18 protein-coding genes are annotated in these 18,050 nt (G+C 64.7%); 17 read left to right on the top strand and 1 reads right to left on the bottom strand.

The genetic code is table 11. The features are described 5' to 3' along the window. The first annotated feature begins 86 nt into the window (after nt 1-86). The 15 genes from GGR39_RS15770 to GGR39_RS15705 all read left to right on the top strand — a co-directional run bounded on the left by GGR39_RS15770 (nt 87) and on the right by GGR39_RS15705 (nt 14,750). Entirely contained in the window at nt 87-959 is an 873-nt protein-coding gene (locus GGR39_RS15770; RefSeq protein ID WP_183618427.1) for a transporter, read from the top strand. A 156-nt stretch (nt 960-1,115) separates the two neighbouring features. Next, nucleotides 1,116-2,309, top strand: coding sequence for an acyl-CoA dehydrogenase family protein (locus GGR39_RS15765; protein ID WP_183618425.1), 1,194 nt, complete (start codon nt 1,116-1,118; stop codon nt 2,307-2,309). Nucleotides 2,310-2,470: 161 nt separating this feature from the next. Further along, nucleotides 2,471-3,058 (top strand): FMN reductase, encoded by a 588-nt coding sequence (gene msuE / locus GGR39_RS15760; protein WP_183618423.1) that lies wholly within the window; start codon nt 2,471-2,473, stop codon nt 3,056-3,058. 20 nt (nt 3,059-3,078) lie between these two features. After that, nucleotides 3,079-4,176, top strand: coding sequence for a dimethylsulfone monooxygenase SfnG (gene sfnG, locus GGR39_RS15755; RefSeq protein WP_183618421.1), 1,098 nt, complete (start codon nt 3,079-3,081; stop codon nt 4,174-4,176). Nucleotides 4,177-4,178: 2 nt separating this feature from the next. After that, on the top strand, nt 4,179-4,988 hold the full coding sequence (locus tag GGR39_RS15750; RefSeq protein WP_183618419.1) for an ABC transporter ATP-binding protein: 810 nt from the start codon (nt 4,179-4,181) through the stop codon (nt 4,986-4,988). A 12-nt stretch (nt 4,989-5,000) separates the two neighbouring features. After that, nucleotides 5,001-5,882, top strand: coding sequence for a branched-chain amino acid ABC transporter permease (locus GGR39_RS15745; RefSeq protein WP_183618417.1), 882 nt, complete (start codon nt 5,001-5,003; stop codon nt 5,880-5,882). A gap of 3 nt (nt 5,883-5,885) precedes the next feature. Beyond that, nucleotides 5,886-6,959 (top strand): branched-chain amino acid ABC transporter permease, encoded by a 1,074-nt coding sequence (locus GGR39_RS15740; RefSeq protein WP_183618415.1) that lies wholly within the window; start codon nt 5,886-5,888, stop codon nt 6,957-6,959. Continuing rightward, complete coding sequence (locus tag GGR39_RS15735; protein ID WP_221226180.1) at nt 6,960-8,066, top strand: ABC transporter substrate-binding protein; 1,107 nt, start codon at nt 6,960-6,962, stop codon at nt 8,064-8,066. A 60-nt stretch (nt 8,067-8,126) separates the two neighbouring features. Further along, a complete protein-coding gene (locus GGR39_RS17110) occupies nt 8,127-8,327 on the top strand; it encodes a hypothetical protein (protein ID WP_221226179.1) in 201 nt (66 codons plus the stop codon). A 23-nt stretch (nt 8,328-8,350) separates the two neighbouring features. Then, complete coding sequence (locus tag GGR39_RS15730; protein ID WP_183618413.1) at nt 8,351-9,127, top strand: ABC transporter ATP-binding protein; 777 nt, start codon at nt 8,351-8,353, stop codon at nt 9,125-9,127. A gap of 22 nt (nt 9,128-9,149) precedes the next feature. After that, nucleotides 9,150-10,265, top strand: coding sequence for a sigma-54 interaction domain-containing protein (locus tag GGR39_RS15725; protein ID WP_183618411.1), 1,116 nt, complete (start codon nt 9,150-9,152; stop codon nt 10,263-10,265). 11 nt (nt 10,266-10,276) lie between these two features. Beyond that, entirely contained in the window at nt 10,277-11,542 is a 1,266-nt protein-coding gene (locus GGR39_RS15720; protein ID WP_183618409.1) for an SfnB family sulfur acquisition oxidoreductase, read from the top strand. Nucleotides 11,543-11,546: 4 nt separating this feature from the next. Next, complete coding sequence (ssuD, locus tag GGR39_RS15715) at nt 11,547-12,719, top strand: FMNH2-dependent alkanesulfonate monooxygenase (protein ID WP_183618407.1); 1,173 nt, start codon at nt 11,547-11,549, stop codon at nt 12,717-12,719. Nucleotides 12,720-12,755: 36 nt separating this feature from the next. Continuing rightward, nucleotides 12,756-14,162 carry an FAD-dependent oxidoreductase gene (locus tag GGR39_RS15710; RefSeq protein WP_221226178.1) on the top strand — a complete coding sequence of 469 codons (1,407 nt, stop codon included), beginning with the start codon at nt 12,756-12,758 and terminating at the stop codon, nt 14,160-14,162. Between the two features lie 27 nt (nt 14,163-14,189). Beyond that, on the top strand, nt 14,190-14,750 hold the full coding sequence (locus GGR39_RS15705; RefSeq protein ID WP_246388820.1) for a response regulator: 561 nt from the start codon (nt 14,190-14,192) through the stop codon (nt 14,748-14,750). Here the strand turns inward: GGR39_RS15705 and GGR39_RS15700 are convergent. After that, on the bottom strand, nt 14,713-15,504 hold the full coding sequence (locus GGR39_RS15700; protein WP_221226177.1) for a Crp/Fnr family transcriptional regulator: 792 nt from the start codon (nt 15,502-15,504) through the stop codon (nt 14,713-14,715). The two genes, GGR39_RS15705 and GGR39_RS15700, sit on opposite strands and share 38 nt — an antisense overlap. 126 nt (nt 15,505-15,630) lie before the next feature. On the opposite strand from GGR39_RS15700, the gene GGR39_RS15695 reads away from it, so the two are divergent. Together GGR39_RS15695 and GGR39_RS15690 are read left to right on the top strand one after the other, a co-directional pair. Beyond that, nucleotides 15,631-16,719, top strand: coding sequence for a catalase family protein (locus GGR39_RS15695; protein ID WP_183618399.1), 1,089 nt, complete (start codon nt 15,631-15,633; stop codon nt 16,717-16,719). A gap of 103 nt (nt 16,720-16,822) precedes the next feature. Continuing rightward, nucleotides 16,823-17,923 carry an L-dopachrome tautomerase-related protein gene (locus GGR39_RS15690; protein WP_246388817.1) on the top strand — a complete coding sequence of 367 codons (1,101 nt, stop codon included), beginning with the start codon at nt 16,823-16,825 and terminating at the stop codon, nt 17,921-17,923. The last annotated feature ends 127 nt before the right edge of the window (nt 17,924-18,050 follow it).

Genomic DNA, 18,050 nt, shown 5'->3' with positions numbered 1-18,050 from the left:
ACGCGAATTGCTCAAGGGCCGGGAAGGTCGGACGGGTGCCAGCCAGGCGCCGTGCCCGGTCCTCTTTCCTCTAGCCGGAGACATCCATGCCATACCATCGCCTGAGCCTGGCGCTCGCATCCTTCGCGGCTCTTGCTGCGCCGAACCTGGCCCATGCCGTCGATCTCGATGCCGGTGACTATGATCCCGCCAAGCCCGGCACCAGTCTGGCCCTCGTCTACCTTCAGCATGCGGAGCGCAACGAACAGGATGTCGATGGCGACACGGTTCCGGGCGACAACGAACTCAACACCGATGTCGCGATCGTCAGGCTGGTGCATTACGTCGACATCGCCGGCCTGACCGTCGCGCCACAGGTTCTCGTGCCCGTGGTCGCGCAGCGTGGCCTCGCCAATCGTGCGTCGCTGGGCCGCAACACCGGGGTGGGCGACATCATCCTGGCCGCGCCGGTCTGGCTTGTGAACCGGCCTCAGTCCAACACCTACTTCGGCGTGACCCCGTATCTCTACCTTCCCACCGGCGACTACAATCCCGCCCGCGTGCTCAATGCCGGTGAGGACCGCTGGAAACTCAACCTCCAGGCGGCGGGAACCGTTCGCATCGCCCCCAAGCTGGCGTGGGACGCGGGCGCGGACGTCACGTTCTACGGCAAGACCGGCAAGTCCTACGCCGGGGGCCGGCTGACGCAGAAGGTCGGATACCAGGTCCAATCCTCGCTGCGCTACTTCCTGAGCGGTCGGTTTGATCTGCGAGGCGGCATTTCGCATGCCGAGGGTGGCGACTGGACGCAGAACGCCCTCGTCAACCGGGGCTTCACCCAGACCAAGTTCTGGGTCGGCACCGCAGTCAAGCCCAGCGCCAGCACCCAAGTCATCCTTACGCTGGGCCGGGACATCGACGTGCGCAACGGCTTCAAGGAGAACGGCCGGGTCAACGTGCGCCTGCTGCAGGCGTTTTGACAGGCGTTTCGCTGCTGATCGACTGCTGCTCCAGCAACACCCCACCAGCATTTCGGCGGCGCGATGTCGGGTCATCTCCGCCACGCACCGCCATGTCGCGCAAACGGCCGCTTGGCACGGCGCTTGCTGCCGGTCGGGCATGGGAGATTTCAGACCATGACGAGTGCAAGCGCCATCGCCAATCCGCCGCTTCGTGACGCCATGAGCACCGCGGCGTCCCTGGCGGACTTGTTCGAGCAGTCCGCCGTGGCGCGCGACCGGCTAGGTGGTACGCCCAAGGCCGAGCGCGACCTCCTGCGCGACAGCGGCCTGCTGTCCCTCACCATACCGCAGGCTCATGGCGGGACCGGGGCCGGCTGGGCGACGGCGATGCACACCGTGCGCATCATTGCGCGCGCCGACAGTTCGCTCGCCCACGTCTATGCCTTTCATCATCTGATGCTGGCGACGGTCCGCTTGTTCGGATCAGCGCCGCAATGGGAGAACGCCTACCGCACCACCGCGCGGCGTGGGCTGTTCTGGGGCAATGCGCTGAACCCTCTGGATACGCGCACTGTCAGCATGCCCGGTGACGGTGCACGCACTTTCACCGGCGACAAGAGCTTCTGCTCCGGCGCGCTCGATTCCGACATGCTGATCGCCTCCGCCAGGCAGGACGGGCAGCAGCGACTTGTCATCGCGGCGATCCCGACCGACCGCGCGGGCATCACGATCATGGATGACTGGGATAACATCGGCCAACGCCAGACCGACAGCGGCAGCGTGCGGTTCGATCGCGTCCGGGTGGAAGAGGGGGAGATTCTTCTCACGCCCGGCCCGCTCGGCTCCGTCTTCGCGACGCTGCGCCCGCTGATCGCGCAGTTGATCCTGTCCAACATCTACCTCGGCATTGCGGAGGGCGCGTTCCGTGCGACCAAGGCCTACACGCGCACTCAGGCCCGGCGCTGGCTGACTTCGACGGCGGCCGAACAGTCTCAGGACCCCTACGCGCTGGAGCGCGCCGGCGAGTTCTGGCTGGCGCTGGAAGGCGCGCGACTGTTGAACGATCGCGCCGCCGCGCTGCTCGACGATGCCTGGGCGGAAGACGAAGCGCTATCGCACGAATTGCGCGGCGAAACCGCGATCGCCATCGCCACCGCCAAAGTCGCCGCGATCAAGGGCGGGATGGATGTCACCACCCGCATGTTCGACGTGATGGGCGCCCGCTCGACGACCGGCAGGTTCGGCTTCGACCGCTACTGGCGCAACCTGCGCACCCACTCGTCGCACGACCCGGTGGACTACAAGTTGCGCGAACTTGGCGACTGGGCGCTGAACGACCTCGCCCCCGCGCCAACGTTCTATTCGTGAGCGCTGCTGATGAGGCAACACCCGATCAGCACGGCGATGGCCCTACCCCAGCATCGCGCCCCGCACCCCGCCGCTAAGCTGTTGATTTTCCGAAAGCTAACATCTGGCACGCTTCCTGCGAAGTATCGTGAAGAAAAGCGCCGTGAAGAAACGAGAACGAGATGACCAAGCCCTTGCGGATTGTAGCCATATCGGGCGCTTTGCAGCAGCCCTCGCGGACCGAAGTCCTGCTCGACGCGATCGTCGGCGAATTGGCGGTGGCGCTGCCGATCGACGTTCATTTCGTCAAGCTGAGCGAGATCGGCGCAGAGGTCGGCGCGACGCTGAATCGCGGCGCCTTGCCCCCGCGTGTCTTCGCCGACATCCAGGCGATCGAGACCGCCGACGCGCTCGTCGTGGCGACGCCGGTCTATCGCGCGTCTTACACCGGCCTGCTCAAGCATCTGTTCGACTTCGTTGGGCATGAATCGCTGGTCGGCCGGCCGGTGCTGTTGGCCGCGACGGGTGGCAGCGATCGTCACTGTCTGATGATCGAACATCAGTTGCGGCCACTGTTCGGCTTCTTCCAGGCGCTCGCCCTGCCGCTCGGCATCTATGCCAGCGAAGCGGATTTCGACGACTACCAACTCGTTAGCAAGACCGTGGCCGAGCGGATCGCGCTGGCCGTCGACCATGCCCTGCCGTGGCTGGTCCGTCCCGACGCGCGCCGCCTGCCCGCACTGCGCCAACCCTTCATCGCCCACCTCTGAACACTTTCGAGGACGTCATCATGACCGATACATCGAAGACCCCGATCCAATTCGCCTACTGGGTGCCCAACGTCAGCGGCGGCCTGGTCGTCAGCAAGATCGAACAGCGCACCAGCTGGGATATCGACTACAATCGGAAGCTGGCGCAGATCGCCGAGGCCAACGGCTTTGAGTACGCACTGTCGCAAATCCGCTTCACCGCCGGATATGGCGCCGAATTCCAGCACGAGCCGGTGGCCTTCACTCACGCGCTGCTGGCGGCGACGACCAAGCTGAAGGTGATCGCCGCGATCCTGCCCGGACCGTGGAACCCGGCGGTCGCCGCCAAGCAGTTGGCCACCATCGACCAACTCACCGGCGGACGCGTCGCGGTCAATATCGTCAGCGGGTGGTTCAAGGGTGAATTCACCGCGATCGGTGAACACTGGCTGGAGCATGACGAGCGCTATCGCCGCTCTGAAGAATTCATCCGCGCGCTGAAGGGCATCTGGACCACGGACAACTTCAGCTTCCGCGGCGACTTCTACCGCTTCACCGATTACACCTTGCGCCCCAAGCCGCTCCAGCAGCCCCACCCGGAGATTTTCCAGGGCGGCAGCTCTCGCGCCGCGCGCGACATGGCGGCGCGCGTGTCCGACTGGTATTTTACAAATGGCAACAACGTGGAAGGCATCCGCGCCCAGATCGAGGACTTGCGCGCCAAGGCAGCCGCCGAGGGGCGTACCGTAAAGGTGGGTGTCAACGCCTTCATCATCGCCCGCGATACCGAGGAGGAGGCACGCGCTGTCCTGGACGACATCATCGCGCAGGCGGATCCCGAAGCGGTCAACGCGTTTGGTGATGCCGCCAAGCAGGCCGGTCGCGCGTCCCCCGAAGGCGAAGGCAACTGGGCGAAGTCGACATTCGAGGATCTGGTCCAGTACAACGACGGCTTCAAAACCAACCTGATCGGCACCCCCAAGCAGATCGCCGAGCGCATCGTGGAGTTGAAAGCGGCCGGCGTCGACTTGGTCCTCTCCGCCTTCCTGCACTTCCAGGAAGAGATCGAATACTTCGGGCAGAACGTCCTGCCGCTAGTCCGCGCACTGGAAGACGTGCGCACGCCGGAAACGGTCTAACCATGGCCGCGCCGCAAACTCTCGCGCCGCAGCGGGACGATCCGTCCTGCTCGGCTATCGCGCTGCATGACATCTCGCTATCTTTCGGCGGGCTGGACGTGTTGCGCGATGTCAGTCTGGACGTGCGGCGTGGCGAGATCGTCGGGCTGATCGGCCCCAACGGCGCGGGCAAAAGTTCGCTGCTCAACGTCATGAGCGGGTTCTACCGCGCGGATCGGGGCGGCGTGTCGATCGACGGCACCCGGCTTGATCGTCTGCGACCGCAGCGCGTGGCACGGGCCGGAGTCGTGCGCACGTTCCAGAACCTCGGGCTGTTCGCCGGCATGACGGTGCTTGATAACGTGCTGACCGGCCACGCCCTGCACGGCAAGGTCGGCTGGCCGCACTACCTGCTTCGCACCCGCGCCGCCCGTACCGAAGACCGCCGGAACCGCGAAGCGGCGCTCGACGCGCTCGCATCGCTGGACTTGCAGGATCACGCCGACACGCTCGTGTCCGCCCTACCCTATGGCGTGCAAAAGCGGGTCGAGCTGGCCCGTGCGAAGGCGATGACACCGCAGACTCTGCTTCTTGATGAGCCGCTGGCGGGCATGAACCCGGACGAAAAGCATGAGATGGTCTCCGCGATCCGCTCCGCGCGCGACATTCGCGGCACCACCGTGGTGCTGATCGAACACGACATCGGCGTGGTGCTGACCCTGGCCGATCGGCTGGTCGTCCTCGATCGCGGGCGCGTGATCGCGGATGGACCGCCCACTACGGTCGCCGCCGATAGCGCGGTGATCGCCGCCTATCTCGGCACGCGGCACTAGGGGGCGCGCAGGATGCAGTTCTTCCTCGAAGTGCTGGTCGCAGGCGCCCTGTCGGGCGTGATGTACGCGCTCGTCGCCATCGGTTTCGTGTTGATCTATCGGGCGTCTGGCGTGTTCAATTTCGCGCAAGGGTCGATGATCCTGTTCGCCGCCCTCACGTTCGTAAACCTCGTCGAGCGCGGCGTGCCGTTCTGGCTGGCGTTCGGCGCGACCCTGCTGCTGCTGATCGCGGCGGCGTTCGCCATCGAGCGCTTCGTGCTGCGCCCGCTTTCGAACCGCTCGGTCATTACCCTGTTCCTGGCGACGCTCGGCCTCAGTTACATCTTCGAAGGCCTGTCTCAGATCGCCTGGGGCACGCAGGTCCACGCCCTGGATCTCGGCATCTCGGACGATCCAGTGTCCGTCGCGGGTCTATCGCTCAGCAGCTTCGACATCGCCGCGACCGCCATCGCCGGTAGCCTGGTCGTGATCCTGGCGCTGGTCACAGGCAAGACGAATCTTGGCCTGTCGCTGCGCGCGGTCGCCGCCGATCCGCTGGCGGCGCTCTCGATCGGCCTCCGGCTCGAGCGCGTGACCGTGATCGCCTGGAGCCTCGCCGGGTTCGTCGCGCTGGTCGCCGGACTGATCTGGGGCGCGCGGTCAGGCGTGCAGTTCTCGCTCTCGCTTATTGTGCTGAAAGCCCTTCCCGTCCTCATCATCGGCGGTTTTACCTCAATCGGCGGCGTGATCGTCGCGGGCGTGTTGGTCGGTGCGGGCGAGAACCTGGCGGCGATCTATCTCGGCCCTACCATCGGCAACGGCGTGGAGGGCTGGTTCGCCTATGGCCTCGCGCTCGTCTTCCTGATGGCGCGCCCGACTGGCCTGTTCGGCCAGCGCACCTGGGCGAGGATTTGAGCCATGGCCAGCCTGCCCGCGCCCATTTCCGTCGCGCCATCCGAGCCCCCACGCGCCGGCGCCATTGTGCTGCCAGTGGCGATCGTCGCGGCCGCAATTGTGCCCTTCGCCATCGGTTCGGACTACCTGTTCGGCGCGGTGCTGGTGCCGATCCTGATCCTGTCGCTCGCCGGGCTCGGACTCAACGTCCTGACAGGCTATGCCGGTCAGCTCTCGCTGGGTTCGGCGGCGTTCATGGCGATCGGCGCCTTCGCCACATACAACATCCACTTGCGGGTGCCTGGCTTCTCACTGCTACCCGCGATCGTGGCCGGAGGGTTCGTTGCCGCCGCGTTTGGCGTCCTGTTCGGACTTCCTAGCCTGCGCGTCAAAGGATTCTACCTGATCGCGTCGACCCTCGCCGCGCAGTTCTTCGTGCCCTGGCTCCTGTCGCAATACGGCTGGTTTACCAACGGCAGCGCATCGGGCGTGATCACCGCGCCCCCGCTGACGCTGGCCGGGTTCGACCTCGACAATCCCGCCGGCCGCTATGCCTATACCCTGGGCATCGTGGCGGTGCTGACGGTGCTCGTGCGCAACCTGATCGACAGCCCAACGGGGCGCGCCTGGATGGCGGTGCGCGACATGGACCTTGCTGCCGCCGCGCTGGGGATCCCGCTCGGCCGCGCCAAACTGCTCGCCTTCGCGGTCAGTTCGTTCCTGCTCGGGATTGCCGGATCGCTATGGGCCTTCACCTATCTTGGCACCGTGGAGCCAGCCGGCTTCGATCTCGACCGCTCGTTTCAGATCTTGTTCGTAATCATCCTGGGCGGCCTGGGCAGTATTCGCGGCAATTTCCTGGGCGCCGCCTTCGTCGTCCTGCTGCCCGTCGCGCTAAGCGTGATCGGCGGCGCGATCGTCGGCTCAACCCTTGACCCCGCGTTACTCGAAAACGCGCAGAAGATCGTCTTCGGCGCACTCATCATTTTCTTCCTCGTCGCAGAGCCCGATGGTCTGACAAAGTTGTTGGGCCACGCACTCCGTACCCGCTCGAGCTGGATCGGCCTGACGAAACCACGCCAGTTGGAGCAGCCGTGAATGTTTAGCAATTCACCCAAGTCATTCCTGAGCCTTTCCGCCGCCGCAACGCTCGTCCTGTTGGCAGGATGCCAAAAGGAAGCCTCATCGGCCCAGCAAGGCGGTGTCACTGCCGCGCCGGGCAAGTCCCAGTACTTCCCGTTGCAGAGCTACCGCGTTGGGCCTTATGCTGCTGGTGGCAGCGGCTTCTTCGGTGGCTTCATCGATTACATGCAGCTGATCAACGCGCAGGGCGGCGTCAACGGCGTGCCCTTGAGCTGGGCAGAGTGTGAGACTGAATACGACGTCGAAAAAGGCGTCGAATGCTACGAACGGCTCAAGAAAAGCGCAGACGGTTCGCCCACGGCAGCCACCAACCCGCTGTCGGTCGGCATAGCCTATGCAACGCTGGACCGATCGACCACCGACAAGATCCCGCTGATCACCATCAACCACGGCCGGACAGATTCGACCGACGGCAGCGTGTTTCCGTATGTATTCCCGCTCCAGCTGAACCCCTACAGCGAAGTTTCGGCAATCTTCAACTGGATCGGCGCGAAAGCCGGCGGCCTGGACAAGTTGCGCGGCAAGCACATCGTCGTGCTTTATCACGGTTCGCCCTACGGCAAGGAGACCAACGGCGTGATCGACACGCTGGCGGCGCGCTATGGCGTCTCAGTCGACAAGATCGAAGTGCCGCATCCGGGTAACGAGCAGCAGTCGCAATGGCTCAAGATCCGGCAGATCAATCCCGAATGGGTGATCCTGCGCGGCTGGGGCGTGATGAACCCGGTGGCGCTAAAAACCGCGCGCAAGGTGGGGTTCCCGGCGGATCACATCATCGGCAACATCTGGAGCAATTCCGAGGAAGACGCCGCGCCCGCCGGTGGCGCGGCCAAGGGCTTCATCTCAATCACCACGCACCCCTCAGGCACCAGCTTCCCCGTGCTGCAGCAGATCAAGGCGCAAGTGATCGACAAGGGCAAGGGCAACCTGACGGACCCCAAGCGCTTCGGCACCGTGTATTACAACCTGGGCGTGGTGAACGGCATCCTCAACGTCGAGGCGGTGCGCGTCGCCCAGGCGAAATTCGGCAAGCGCCCGCTGACCGGCGAGGAAGTGCGCTGAGGGTTCGAGCACCTGGACATCGACGACGCCCGCCTGAAGGCATTGGGCGCGGTCGGGCTGGTGCAGCCGCTCAAGCTTTCGTGTTCGGACCACGAGGGCGGCGGCGCAGTGCGGTTCCAGCAGTGGGACGGCGCCAAATGGACCGTCATCAGTGACTGGATCCAGGCCGATCGCCCACTGCTCCGCCCGATCATCGAGGCCTCGGCACGCCAGTACGCCCGCGAAAAGGGCATCACGCCGCGCGACTGCTCGAAGAGCTGATTGGCAAGGCGAGAGGCGGCACCATGCGCAACATCCTCGAAGTCGACAACGTGGAGATCCGCTACGACCAGGCGATCCTGGCCGTGCGCGACATCACGTTTACGGTGCCGGAAGACGGCTTTGTCTCGCTGATCGGCGCCAACGGATCGGGCAAGACGACGACCTTGCGCGCCATCTCCCGCCTGCTCGAACTGGATCGTGGTCGCCTGACCCGCGGCGCGATCCGCTTTGACGGCAAGGACATCGCGCCGCAAAGCCCCCATGCGCTGGTGGCGGCGGGCATCGGGCAAGTATTGGAAGGGCGGCGCTGCTTCCTGCCGATGACGGTGGAGGAGAACCTGCGCACCGCCGCCGCCTCGCTGCGCCTGTCGCGGGCGGAAACGCGTGCCGCGCTGGAGAAGGCCTTTACCCGCTTTCCCCAGTTGGCCGACCGCCGCCGCACGCCTGCCGCGCTGCTCTCGGGCGGCGAGCAGCAGATGCTGGCGATCGAGCGGGCACTGGTTCGGGAACCCCGACTGTTGCTGCTGGACGAGCCTACGATGGGCTTGGCCCCGCAGATTGCCGAAACGATCCTGGAGACCGTCGCCACGCTCAATCGCCAGCATGGTGTGGCCGTCCTGATTGCTGAACAGAACGTCGCTCTGACATTGCGTTTCGCGCACGATGCCCATGTGCTGGAGAATGGCGCGATCCGTCTTTCGGGCACCGCCGCAGACCTGCTCCATCATCCGGAAATCTGGTCGACTTACCTGGGCCTGCCGACCACGGCACCCGCTATCCTGCAAGCCATCCCGGCCTGACGAAGCGCGAACGGAGCCCGCCATGTCACAGATCAAATCCCTGCTGACCTACCCGCACCCGCGATCGCTGACGAAGTCGGTTCGCGCCTCCGCGCTAGTGTTCGAGGACCCGCTATCGCGCGCGGTGCTTGATCGGATCGAGCGCCTTGCCCCCAGCGAAGCCAACGTCCTGATCGTGGGCGAGACCGGCACTGGCAAAGAGATTGTCGCGCGCCACGTCCATGATCTCAGCCGCCGCAAGGATTGCCAGTTCCTCGCCGTCAATTGCGGCGCCTTCACCGAGACGCTGGTGGAAAGTGAGCTTTTCGGCCACGAGCGCGGCGCATTCACAGGGGCTGTCGCTGCCAAGGAGGGCTGGTTCGAAGCGGCGGACGGCGGCACGCTGTTTCTCGACGAGATCGGCGACCTGCCGCTCAGCATGCAGGTCAAGCTGCTGCGCGTGTTGCAGGAGCGTGAAGTGGTGCGTGTCGGATCGCGCACCTCGCGCCCCATCGACGTCCGGGTCATCGCCGCCACCAACGTAAAGCTTGAAGGTGCCGTCTCGGCGGGGCGCTTCCGCGAGGACCTGTTCTACCGCCTGCGCGTCGCATCACTGACGCTGCCGGCCTTGCGCGATCGGCCGCGCGATATCCTGCCGCTCACGCACTTCTTCCTCAAGCAGCACCGCGACCGGCTCGGCTACGCCCACGCCGAACTCTCGCCGGAAGCCGAGCGTGCGCTGGTGCGGCACAATTGGCTGGGCAACATCCGCGAGCTGGAGAACGCCATCCACCATGCGCTGCTGGTGTGCGATGATGGCGTGATCCGCCCGGCGGACTTGCAGCTGACGTCCGGTCCGCAAGTCGCCGCGCCGTCCTCTCATCATGGAAGCGGCCACCAGCCGGCGGTCGATCTGGAAGGCGCCTTGTTCGATATCTTCGAGCAGGGCGGCGACGAACTCTTCGAGCAGATCGAGAACCGCGTGTTCCTGGCAGCCTTCGAATATTGCCAGCGCAACCAGGTTCAGACCGCGAAACTGCTGGGCATCAGCCGCAACATCGTGCGCGCCCGCCTGATCCGCATCGGCGCGATCGGCGGCACCCCCATCGAACCCCAAGCGGGGACGCTCTCCCCCCCTTCCAACACCCAGATCCATTGACAGGAGACTGTATGACCACGCTTCTCAAGGATGCCCCCGCCGCAGCGGACGCCGTGCCAGGTCAGTCTGGCGTACCCGCCGTGGCCCGTCCCGATGCCCCCGCCCATATAATCCGCGACGATGCCGAGGCGATAGCGGTGGCCGAAAAGCTTGCGGCGCAATTCGCCAAGGGTGCGCTGCATCGCGACCGCGAGCGGGTCTGGCCGCTAGCCGAACTCGATGCATTTTCGCAGAGCGGCCTGTGGTCGCTCAACGTGCCCAAGCGCTTCGGCGGGCCGGACTTGTCGTACCGCACCATCGTCAAGGTGATCGACATCATCTCCGCCTCCGATCCGTCGCTGGGCCAGATTCCGCAGAACCACATCGGCGTCGTCGCCGCGATCCGCACCACGTCTGACGAAACGCAGCAGGCGCTGCTGTTCAAGCAGGTCTTGGAGGGTACCCGCTTCGGCAATGCCTTCTCCGAATTCGGATCGAAGCGCGCCGCTGATTTCGAGACCACCTTCGTGGACGACGGCGACCATGTCATCGTATCGGGCCGCAAGTTCTACGCCACCGGTGCGCTGCTCGCCCATCTGGTCCCGGTCGTGGCGCTGGATGACGAGGGTCGCGCCTTTTACGCCATCGCCGACCGTGCCGCGCCGGGGCTGACGGTGATCGACGACTGGTCTGCCTTCGGCCAGCGCACGACGCTAAGCGGCACCGTGCTGCTGGACAAGGTCCGCGTGCCAAAGACGCATGTGGTTCCGGGCTACAAGGGATATGCCGAGCCCACAGCCGACGGCGCGATTTTCCAGATCATCCAGGTCGCGGTGGACACCGGCATCGCCGCGGCGGCCATCGCCGACACGATCAGCTTCGTGCGTGAGAAGTCGCGCGCCTGGGTCGACAGCGGCCTCGATCATGCATGGCAGGACCCTTACGTGATCCAGGCCGTCGGTGCGCTGAAACTGCGCCTCAACGCCACTCGCGCCCTGCTCGACCGGGCCGCGATCGCCGTGGACGAGGCGGTCGCCAACCCGAACGGAGAGACCGTCGCCACCGCACAGATCACCACCGCCGAGGCCAAGATCCTCAGCACCGAAATCGCAATCGAGGCGACCAACAAGCTGTTTGAGCTGGCCGGAACCCGCTCGACGCTCGCCGAGCACGGCCTCGACCGGCACTGGCGCAACGCCCGCACGCACACCCTTCACGACCCCGTTCGGTGGAAATACGCGATCGTCGGTAATTACTACCTCAATGGCGAAAACCCGCCGCTGCACGCCTGGAGCTGAACCAATGAGCATCAGCGCACCCGACAAGATTAATGTGCTGTGGTTTCTGCCCACGCACGGGGACAGCCGCTATCTGGGCACGCAGGAGGGCGGCCGCGCGGTCGACCTGCCCTATCTGCGGCAGATCGCGCAGGCCGCCGACACGCTTGGCTACTACGGCGTACTGCTGCCAACCGGACGCAGCTGCGAAGATAGCTGGGTGGTGGCTTCCGCGCTCGTCCCCGCGACCGAGCGGCTGCGGTTCCTCGTCGCGGTGCGGCCCGGACTGCAGTCGCCCACGCTCGCCGCGCGGATGACCGCGACGCTCGACCGCATTTCCAACGGACGGCTGCTGATCAACGTGGTCACCGGCGGCGATCCGGTGGAGAATGGCGGGGACGGCATCTTCCTCGACCATGCTGAACGCTACGAAGTGACCGAGGAGTTCCTGGGCATCTATACCGCGCTGCTGCGCGGCGAAGTGGTGGAACACGAAGGCAGGCACTTTCGCATCAGCGACGGCAGGCTGCTGTTCCCGGCGGTGCAGACACCCTATCCGCCGCTCTACTTTGGCGGTTCGTCCGAAGCGGGCAACCGGGTCGCGGCCAGGACCATCGACAAGTACCTGACCTGGGGCGAGCCGCCCGCCGCCGTCGCCGCCAAGGTGGCGACGATCCGCGCTCTGGCCGCCGAACAGGGTCGCGAAGTCTCATTCGGGATCAGGCTGCATGTGATCGTGCGCGAAATCCGCGAACAGGCCTGGGCCGCCGCCGACGCGCTCATCAGCCGGCTCGATGATGAGACCATCGCCAGAGCGCAGAGCGTTTTTGCACGGATGGATTCAGTCGGCCAGGCGCGGATGAGCAAGCTGCACGGCGGCCGCCGCGACCGGCTGGAAGTCAGCCCGGACTTGTGGGCCGGCGTCGGCCTGGTGCGCGGGGGCGCCGGCACGGCGCTGGTCGGCGATCCCGAGACGGTCGCCGCGCGGATTGACGAATATCGGCGGATCGGCATCGACAGCTTCATCCTGTCGGGATACCCGCACCTGGAAGAAGCCTATCGCTTCGGCGAACTGGTGCTGCCCCGCCTTCCGCTCGCGCACGGCCACCGCACGACTGCGGCGGCCAGCAACATGGGGCCGTTCGGCGAAACCATCGCGGGCGATCACCGCCCGGCGGTCCGCGCCTCGCAATCCTGAGTGTCCATGCCTCAAGCCTCATCTACCGTACCGACGGTGGCGATCATCGGCGGCGGCTTCACCGGAGCCGCCGTCGCCTATCATCTGGCGCGTCTTGCGGACGGTCCGTTGCGGATCGTCGTATTCGAGCCGCGAGCCGAGATTGGGCAGGGTGTCGCATACTCGACGCAGGATCCGATACATCGCATCAATGTGCCCGCCGCACGGATGACGCTGTTACCGGATGACCAGGAACACTTCGCCCGCTGGCTCGTCGCCCAAGGCGAGTTGGACGGCGACCCGGACGCGACCCTGGCGAACGGCCAATCCTTTCCCGCCCGCCGTTTGTTCGGCCGCTATGTCGCGGAGCATCTGCAGCCTTTACTGGCAAGCGGCCAAGTCGAACACCACCAAGGCCGGATCAAATCTGTTGCGAGCGAAGACAGCGGCTGGATGCTCGTCACCGACTCCGGCGAAAGTTTCGCCGCCGACGTCATCGTCATCGCCACCAGCCACCCACCGCCGAGTCCGCCTTCCGTCCTTGCCCGGGCGTTCGGCGGGGAACCCAAGTTCATCGCCGATCCTTGGGCGGCCGGGGCGCTTGCGCCGATCGGGCGAGAAGACAGCGTTCTGGTCGTGGGCACCGGTCTGACCATGGCCGATACCATCGCGACGCTCGATGCGCAGGGCCATCGCGGCCAGATCACCGCGATCTCTCGCCGCGGCCAGCGATCGCACAGCCATGCGGACACCCATGTCGAGCCCTTTGGCGACTTCGCCACCCGGCCGCCGCGCACAGCTCTCGACCTCCTTCGCCGGGTCCGCGTGGCGGCGCGGGCGGGTCGGCCCTGGCAAGGGCTGTTTGACCGCTTGCGTGTGCAAGGCCCGGACATCTGGAAAGCCCTGCCGCTGGTCGAACGGCGCCGGCTGATCCGGCATCTGCGGCCCTTCTGGGACACCCACCGCTTCCGCATCGCGCCACAGATCGGCGCAGTCTTAGATCGCCGCATCGCGGAGGGGACCCTGATGGTCGAGGCCGCGTCCATCCAGCAAGCCGAGATGCAATCAGGCCGGTTCGCCGTGACCCTGCAAGGCCGCGCTGGGCAAAACCGGTCAAGTGCGCTTCGGAGGCAAAGTTTCAATGCGGTCATCGCGACGACAGGCCCTGGTCACGGCAGCATCTTGACCTCGCTACCCGTCCTATCTGGACTTCTCGCATCCGGTTCGCTGGTACCGGACCCCACCGGCCTTGGGATCGCAGTGGACGAAAGCAGCCACCTGATCGGTACCCAAGGCCCCAACCCGCGAGCCTTCGTCGCTGGCCCGCTGGCGCGCGGTACCTTCGGCGAGTTGATGGGGCTTCCTGAAGTGACGAACCATGCTGTCTTTGTCGCCAAGAATATCACGGTGTTCTTGGCAGACTGTGGTGCAGTCGCTAAACGCGCCTGCCCCGAGCCGCTGTAGAGCCGGCGCAGGACTTAAAGTTCGTCGATGCTAGCTCGCGATGTCCGCTATTGGGTCATTTGGAGGACAATCGGAGTGTCTGCAATATCAGAGGTGGCAACCCCGGTCACGATAGCAACTGCAAACGACAGTTTTTCATGTAAGCGGACATACAAATACACACCTCTGAACGACCTGCATTGGTCGCGAGCAGACGTACACAGTTGCTCGAGAATCTGCACGACGTTCGTTCCCCACTCGCGACATGCGTTAGTTATTGAAGATGAAGCAATTATCGCGTTCCACATCGGCGATTTGGTGGAGCAGGCTGGCGCGAAGACGGTGGCATACGCTCAGACAGAGTTGGAAGCGGTCAGCGCCGCGATGGAGCAGAAGCCCGATATCATCGTGTCGGATGTAAGGCTCCTTACCGGCACGGGGCCTGCCGCCGTGACCAGCATCCGCCTGCGAGTTGGGCGTGTCCCAGCTATCTTCATCACCGGAAACCCCGAGGCGCTCGACGGCTATGACCACGATGGCTTGATGGAGAAGCCCTTCGAAGCCGATCGGCTCAAGGAAACGGTCGCTCGCTTTGCAGTGGATTGCTGATCAGCAGTCTAGCATACTCGCGTTCTGCGAATCCGTAAGTCTCTCCAGCCAAGGCCTCCAGCTGTCCGCGGTCGCAAATCATCAGACGCCCGCGATAGCCGCGCAGGACGCCGCTCCCTTCAAGCTGGTGCAGCGCGTCGGTGATGGTCGATCGCCTCACACCCAACATAAGGCCGAGTTCCTCATGCGTGATCGCGATCTCGTCACCGTCGATCCGGTCGTGGTAGAGCAGGAGCCAGCGTGCAGTGCGACGATCCACCGGATGGATCAGGTTGGACACGATCGTGCGCGTCATCTGCGTCATCAGGGTCATGGCATAACGCAGCAGGACTGTCCGGATGAGCGGATGCGTGTCGAGGATCGCGAGTAGATCGACAGCCCTGATCTTGAGCGCGGTTCCTTGCTTCGCCCGAACCACCGCCTCGTGCGGCCAGCGATCACTTCCCAGCACCAGCGGCCAGCCCACGAACCCCTCCCGCCCGGACAGGGCGATGGCGAGGCGCTGCTCGCTTTCCAGCACGTCGATCAGGCCGATCACCGCGGCTTCGGGGAAGCAGATCTCGTCGATCCGCTCACCGGCCCGCGCCAGAGTGCTGCCAAGTTCGAGCGGTACGCGCTGCAGAAAGGGCGAGAGCGCGGCGAAATCTTCCGGCCTCAGGACGCGCAGCAACCCATTACCAACCGAGCCTTGCTCGATCCCGCAGCCTTCGTTCTGTCGTTGGGACATGCGGACAGTTGGTAGCGGGTCGCTCATCCGTGCTCCATCTTCACGTGTCGTGTGGCTCCGCGAACGAAGCCGGGCTTTGCGTCGGCTAGCGTACGAAACCCACAAGTCTCCTGACAGTTCGACCGATGAACACATCCGTTCGCGAGATCCGCCATGAACACGCCTGTCCGCTTCAGCGATGCCGTCGAGAAGCCGATCGAGAATGAGGAACAGGTTCATCGCGAGTTGATCGACACGATGCGTTCGATCACCGAAACGACATCCGCGGACTACGGCCGCGCCGTACGCAGCGTGCACGCCAAGGCTCACGGTATCTTTGCCGGGAGGCTGACAATCGCCGAAACCCTGCCTCCCGAGTTGGCCCAAGGACTGTTCTCGACGCCCGGGGTCCATCAAGTGGTGATGCGCATCTCGACCAATCCAGGCGACATCCTTGACGATGCAGTGTCAGCACCTCGCGGCCTCGCGCTCAAGATCCTCGACGTGGAGGGCGAGCGCCTTCCAGAATCACAGGGCGAGACAACGCAGAACATCATTATGGTGAACGCGCCCGCCTTTGCGGCGCCGGACGCCAAGGCGTTCCTGAGCAGCCTCAAGCAGCTCGCCGCTACCACTGACAAGGCCGAGTGGGCAAAGAAGCTACTTTCGGCGACCCTTCGCGGAGTCGAAAGCGCACTTGAAGCGGTTGGCGGCAAGAGCGCGATGATCTCGACCATGGGCGGTGCTCCGCTCACCCATCCGCTAGGCGACAGCTACTACAGTCAGACGCCGTTCCGCTTTGGCGAGCACATCGCCAAATTCGCGCTTGTGCCTGTGTCGCCCAACCTGACTGACTTGACTGGTGACAAGGTCAACACCAGCGATCGCCCAGATGCCCTACGCGAGGTCATCCGCGAGACGATCATCGATGGTGGCGGCACCTGGGAGCTACGCGTGCAGCTCAACACCGATCTCGACGTGATGCCGATCGAGGACGCTTCGGTCGAGTGGGACGAGGAAGCGAGCCCTTATCGCACGGTGGGCCGCATCACCGTCGAGCCGCAGCTTTCATTCGGCACGGAACTCGCAGGCCAAATCGATGACGAGACCTTCTTCAGCCCTTGGCATGGCTTGGCCGCGCACCGTCCGCTCGGCTCGGTCAACCGCGCGCGCCGACATGCGTATGAGATGTCGGCCGAGTTCCGGGGGAAGTTCAACGGGTGTCCGATGCACGATTTGGCCGGTCCGCTGGCAAGGTCTTGAAAGCGGGCAGAGAACCGTTTGGCGCTGCGGATTGTTGTACTTGCGAATGCGCGGCGATCCGGGCTGTCGGCCGAATACGACTGCATGAGATGAGAGGATGATCATGAGCAAACGTACTCTGCTGGTGAGCTTTGCGACCCTTGCTGCTTTCACAGCCAGCGGAGCGAGCGCGCAGCGCAACGCCGCGTCGCTGAGCCAGGTTGTGCGCTTCAATCATCAGGCGACCGGTGTGGCCGTCACGGCAGACGGGCGCCGCTTCGTCAACTTTCCGCGCTGGACGGACGATGCGCCGATCTCGGTCGCCGAGGTGATGAAGGATGGGTCGCTGCGGCCCTATCCCGACGCCAACTGGAATGCCTGGCGCAATGACAAGGCGAACGAACTGCCAGTGGAGAACCACTTCGTCTGCATCCAGTCGATCGTGCCAGACGGCAAGGGCAACTTGTGGGTCGTCGATCCCGGTGCGCCCGGCAACGAGAAGATCCTGCCTGGCGCGCCCAAACTGGTGAAGATCGACCTCAAGACCAACCGGGTCAAAGTCATCCCAGTGCCCGAGAATGTCGCACTCCAAGGCACCTACCTCAACGACATCCGCTTTTCGTCGGATGGACGAATGGGTTACATCACCGACAGCGGCACGCGTGGCGCGATCATCGTGGTCGATCTCGATAGCGGCGCAAGCTGGCGTGCACTCGACGGACATGCCTCCACCCAGGTCGACAAGACTGTCACCGTCACCATGAATGGCCAGCCGCTGCGCCGTCCTGACGGGCGCCAGCCGATGTTCGCATCGGACGGGATCGCGATTAGCAACGACGGCCGGACGCTGTACTACCAGGCGCTTACCGGCAAGACGCTCTACTCGATTGAGACGCGGCTGCTGGCTCGCGGCGTCGAGGATGCTCAGCGCCAATCCGCGGTGAAGACCGTGGCGCAAAGCCAGGTTGCCGATGGTCTGTGGATGAGCAAGGCAGGCGTGCTCTACGTCACCTCACCCACCGACTTTTCGATTAAGCGACTGAAAGGCGCCTCCTTGGAGACTGTGCTGACCGACCCACGATTGCGCTGGCCTGACACCTTTGCCGAAGGGCCTGACGGTCGCATCTACGTCACCGCCAGTCACATCCAGGACACCCAGTGGTTCAAGCCGGGAGCGCCGCCGTCGATCCGCACGGAACTGTTCGCCTTTAAGCCGTCGCGTTGATCCTTGCGCCTACGATCCCTAGGCGCGGTTGACGGGCTTGATTAGCGGCAAGTCCGAGATTTAGTGATCCATTCCGATGAGCAGGCGATAACAGGACCCGCGATTTTAGTGGGCGCAGAACTCGATT

The organism is Novosphingobium fluoreni (assembly GCF_014196615.1).
In the GTDB taxonomy this organism is placed as follows: domain Bacteria; phylum Pseudomonadota; class Alphaproteobacteria; order Sphingomonadales; family Sphingomonadaceae; genus Novosphingobium; species Novosphingobium fluoreni.
This window is presented reverse-complemented; position numbering and strand designations above follow the sequence as displayed.

What these genes read in the sequence shown, in the direction of transcription:
- GGR39_RS15770 (WP_183618427.1), top strand. Translation starts at nt 87, where the DNA reads ATGCCATACCATCGCCTGAGCCTGGCGCTCGCATCCTTCGCGGCTCTT.
- GGR39_RS15765 (WP_183618425.1), top strand. Translation starts at nt 1,116, where the DNA reads ATGACGAGTGCAAGCGCCATCGCCAATCCGCCGCTTCGTGACGCCATG.
- msuE (WP_183618423.1), top strand. Translation starts at nt 2,471, where the DNA reads ATGACCAAGCCCTTGCGGATTGTAGCCATATCGGGCGCTTTGCAGCAG.
- sfnG (WP_183618421.1), top strand. Translation starts at nt 3,079, where the DNA reads ATGACCGATACATCGAAGACCCCGATCCAATTCGCCTACTGGGTGCCC.
- GGR39_RS15750 (WP_183618419.1), top strand. Translation starts at nt 4,179, where the DNA reads ATGGCCGCGCCGCAAACTCTCGCGCCGCAGCGGGACGATCCGTCCTGC.
- GGR39_RS15745 (WP_183618417.1), top strand. Translation starts at nt 5,001, where the DNA reads ATGCAGTTCTTCCTCGAAGTGCTGGTCGCAGGCGCCCTGTCGGGCGTG.
- GGR39_RS15740 (WP_183618415.1), top strand. Translation starts at nt 5,886, where the DNA reads ATGGCCAGCCTGCCCGCGCCCATTTCCGTCGCGCCATCCGAGCCCCCA.
- GGR39_RS15735 (WP_221226180.1), top strand. Translation starts at nt 6,960, where the DNA reads ATGTTTAGCAATTCACCCAAGTCATTCCTGAGCCTTTCCGCCGCCGCA.
- GGR39_RS15730 (WP_183618413.1), top strand. Translation starts at nt 8,351, where the DNA reads ATGCGCAACATCCTCGAAGTCGACAACGTGGAGATCCGCTACGACCAG.
- GGR39_RS15725 (WP_183618411.1), top strand. Translation starts at nt 9,150, where the DNA reads ATGTCACAGATCAAATCCCTGCTGACCTACCCGCACCCGCGATCGCTG.
- GGR39_RS15720 (WP_183618409.1), top strand. Translation starts at nt 10,277, where the DNA reads ATGACCACGCTTCTCAAGGATGCCCCCGCCGCAGCGGACGCCGTGCCA.
- ssuD (WP_183618407.1), top strand. Translation starts at nt 11,547, where the DNA reads ATGAGCATCAGCGCACCCGACAAGATTAATGTGCTGTGGTTTCTGCCC.
- GGR39_RS15705 (WP_246388820.1), top strand. Translation starts at nt 14,190, where the DNA reads ATGCTAGCTCGCGATGTCCGCTATTGGGTCATTTGGAGGACAATCGGA.
- GGR39_RS15700 (WP_221226177.1), bottom strand. Translation starts at nt 15,504, where the DNA reads ATGAGCGACCCGCTACCAACTGTCCGCATGTCCCAACGACAGAACGAA.
- GGR39_RS15695 (WP_183618399.1), top strand. Translation starts at nt 15,631, where the DNA reads ATGAACACGCCTGTCCGCTTCAGCGATGCCGTCGAGAAGCCGATCGAG.
- GGR39_RS15690 (WP_246388817.1), top strand. Translation starts at nt 16,823, where the DNA reads ATGAGCAAACGTACTCTGCTGGTGAGCTTTGCGACCCTTGCTGCTTTC.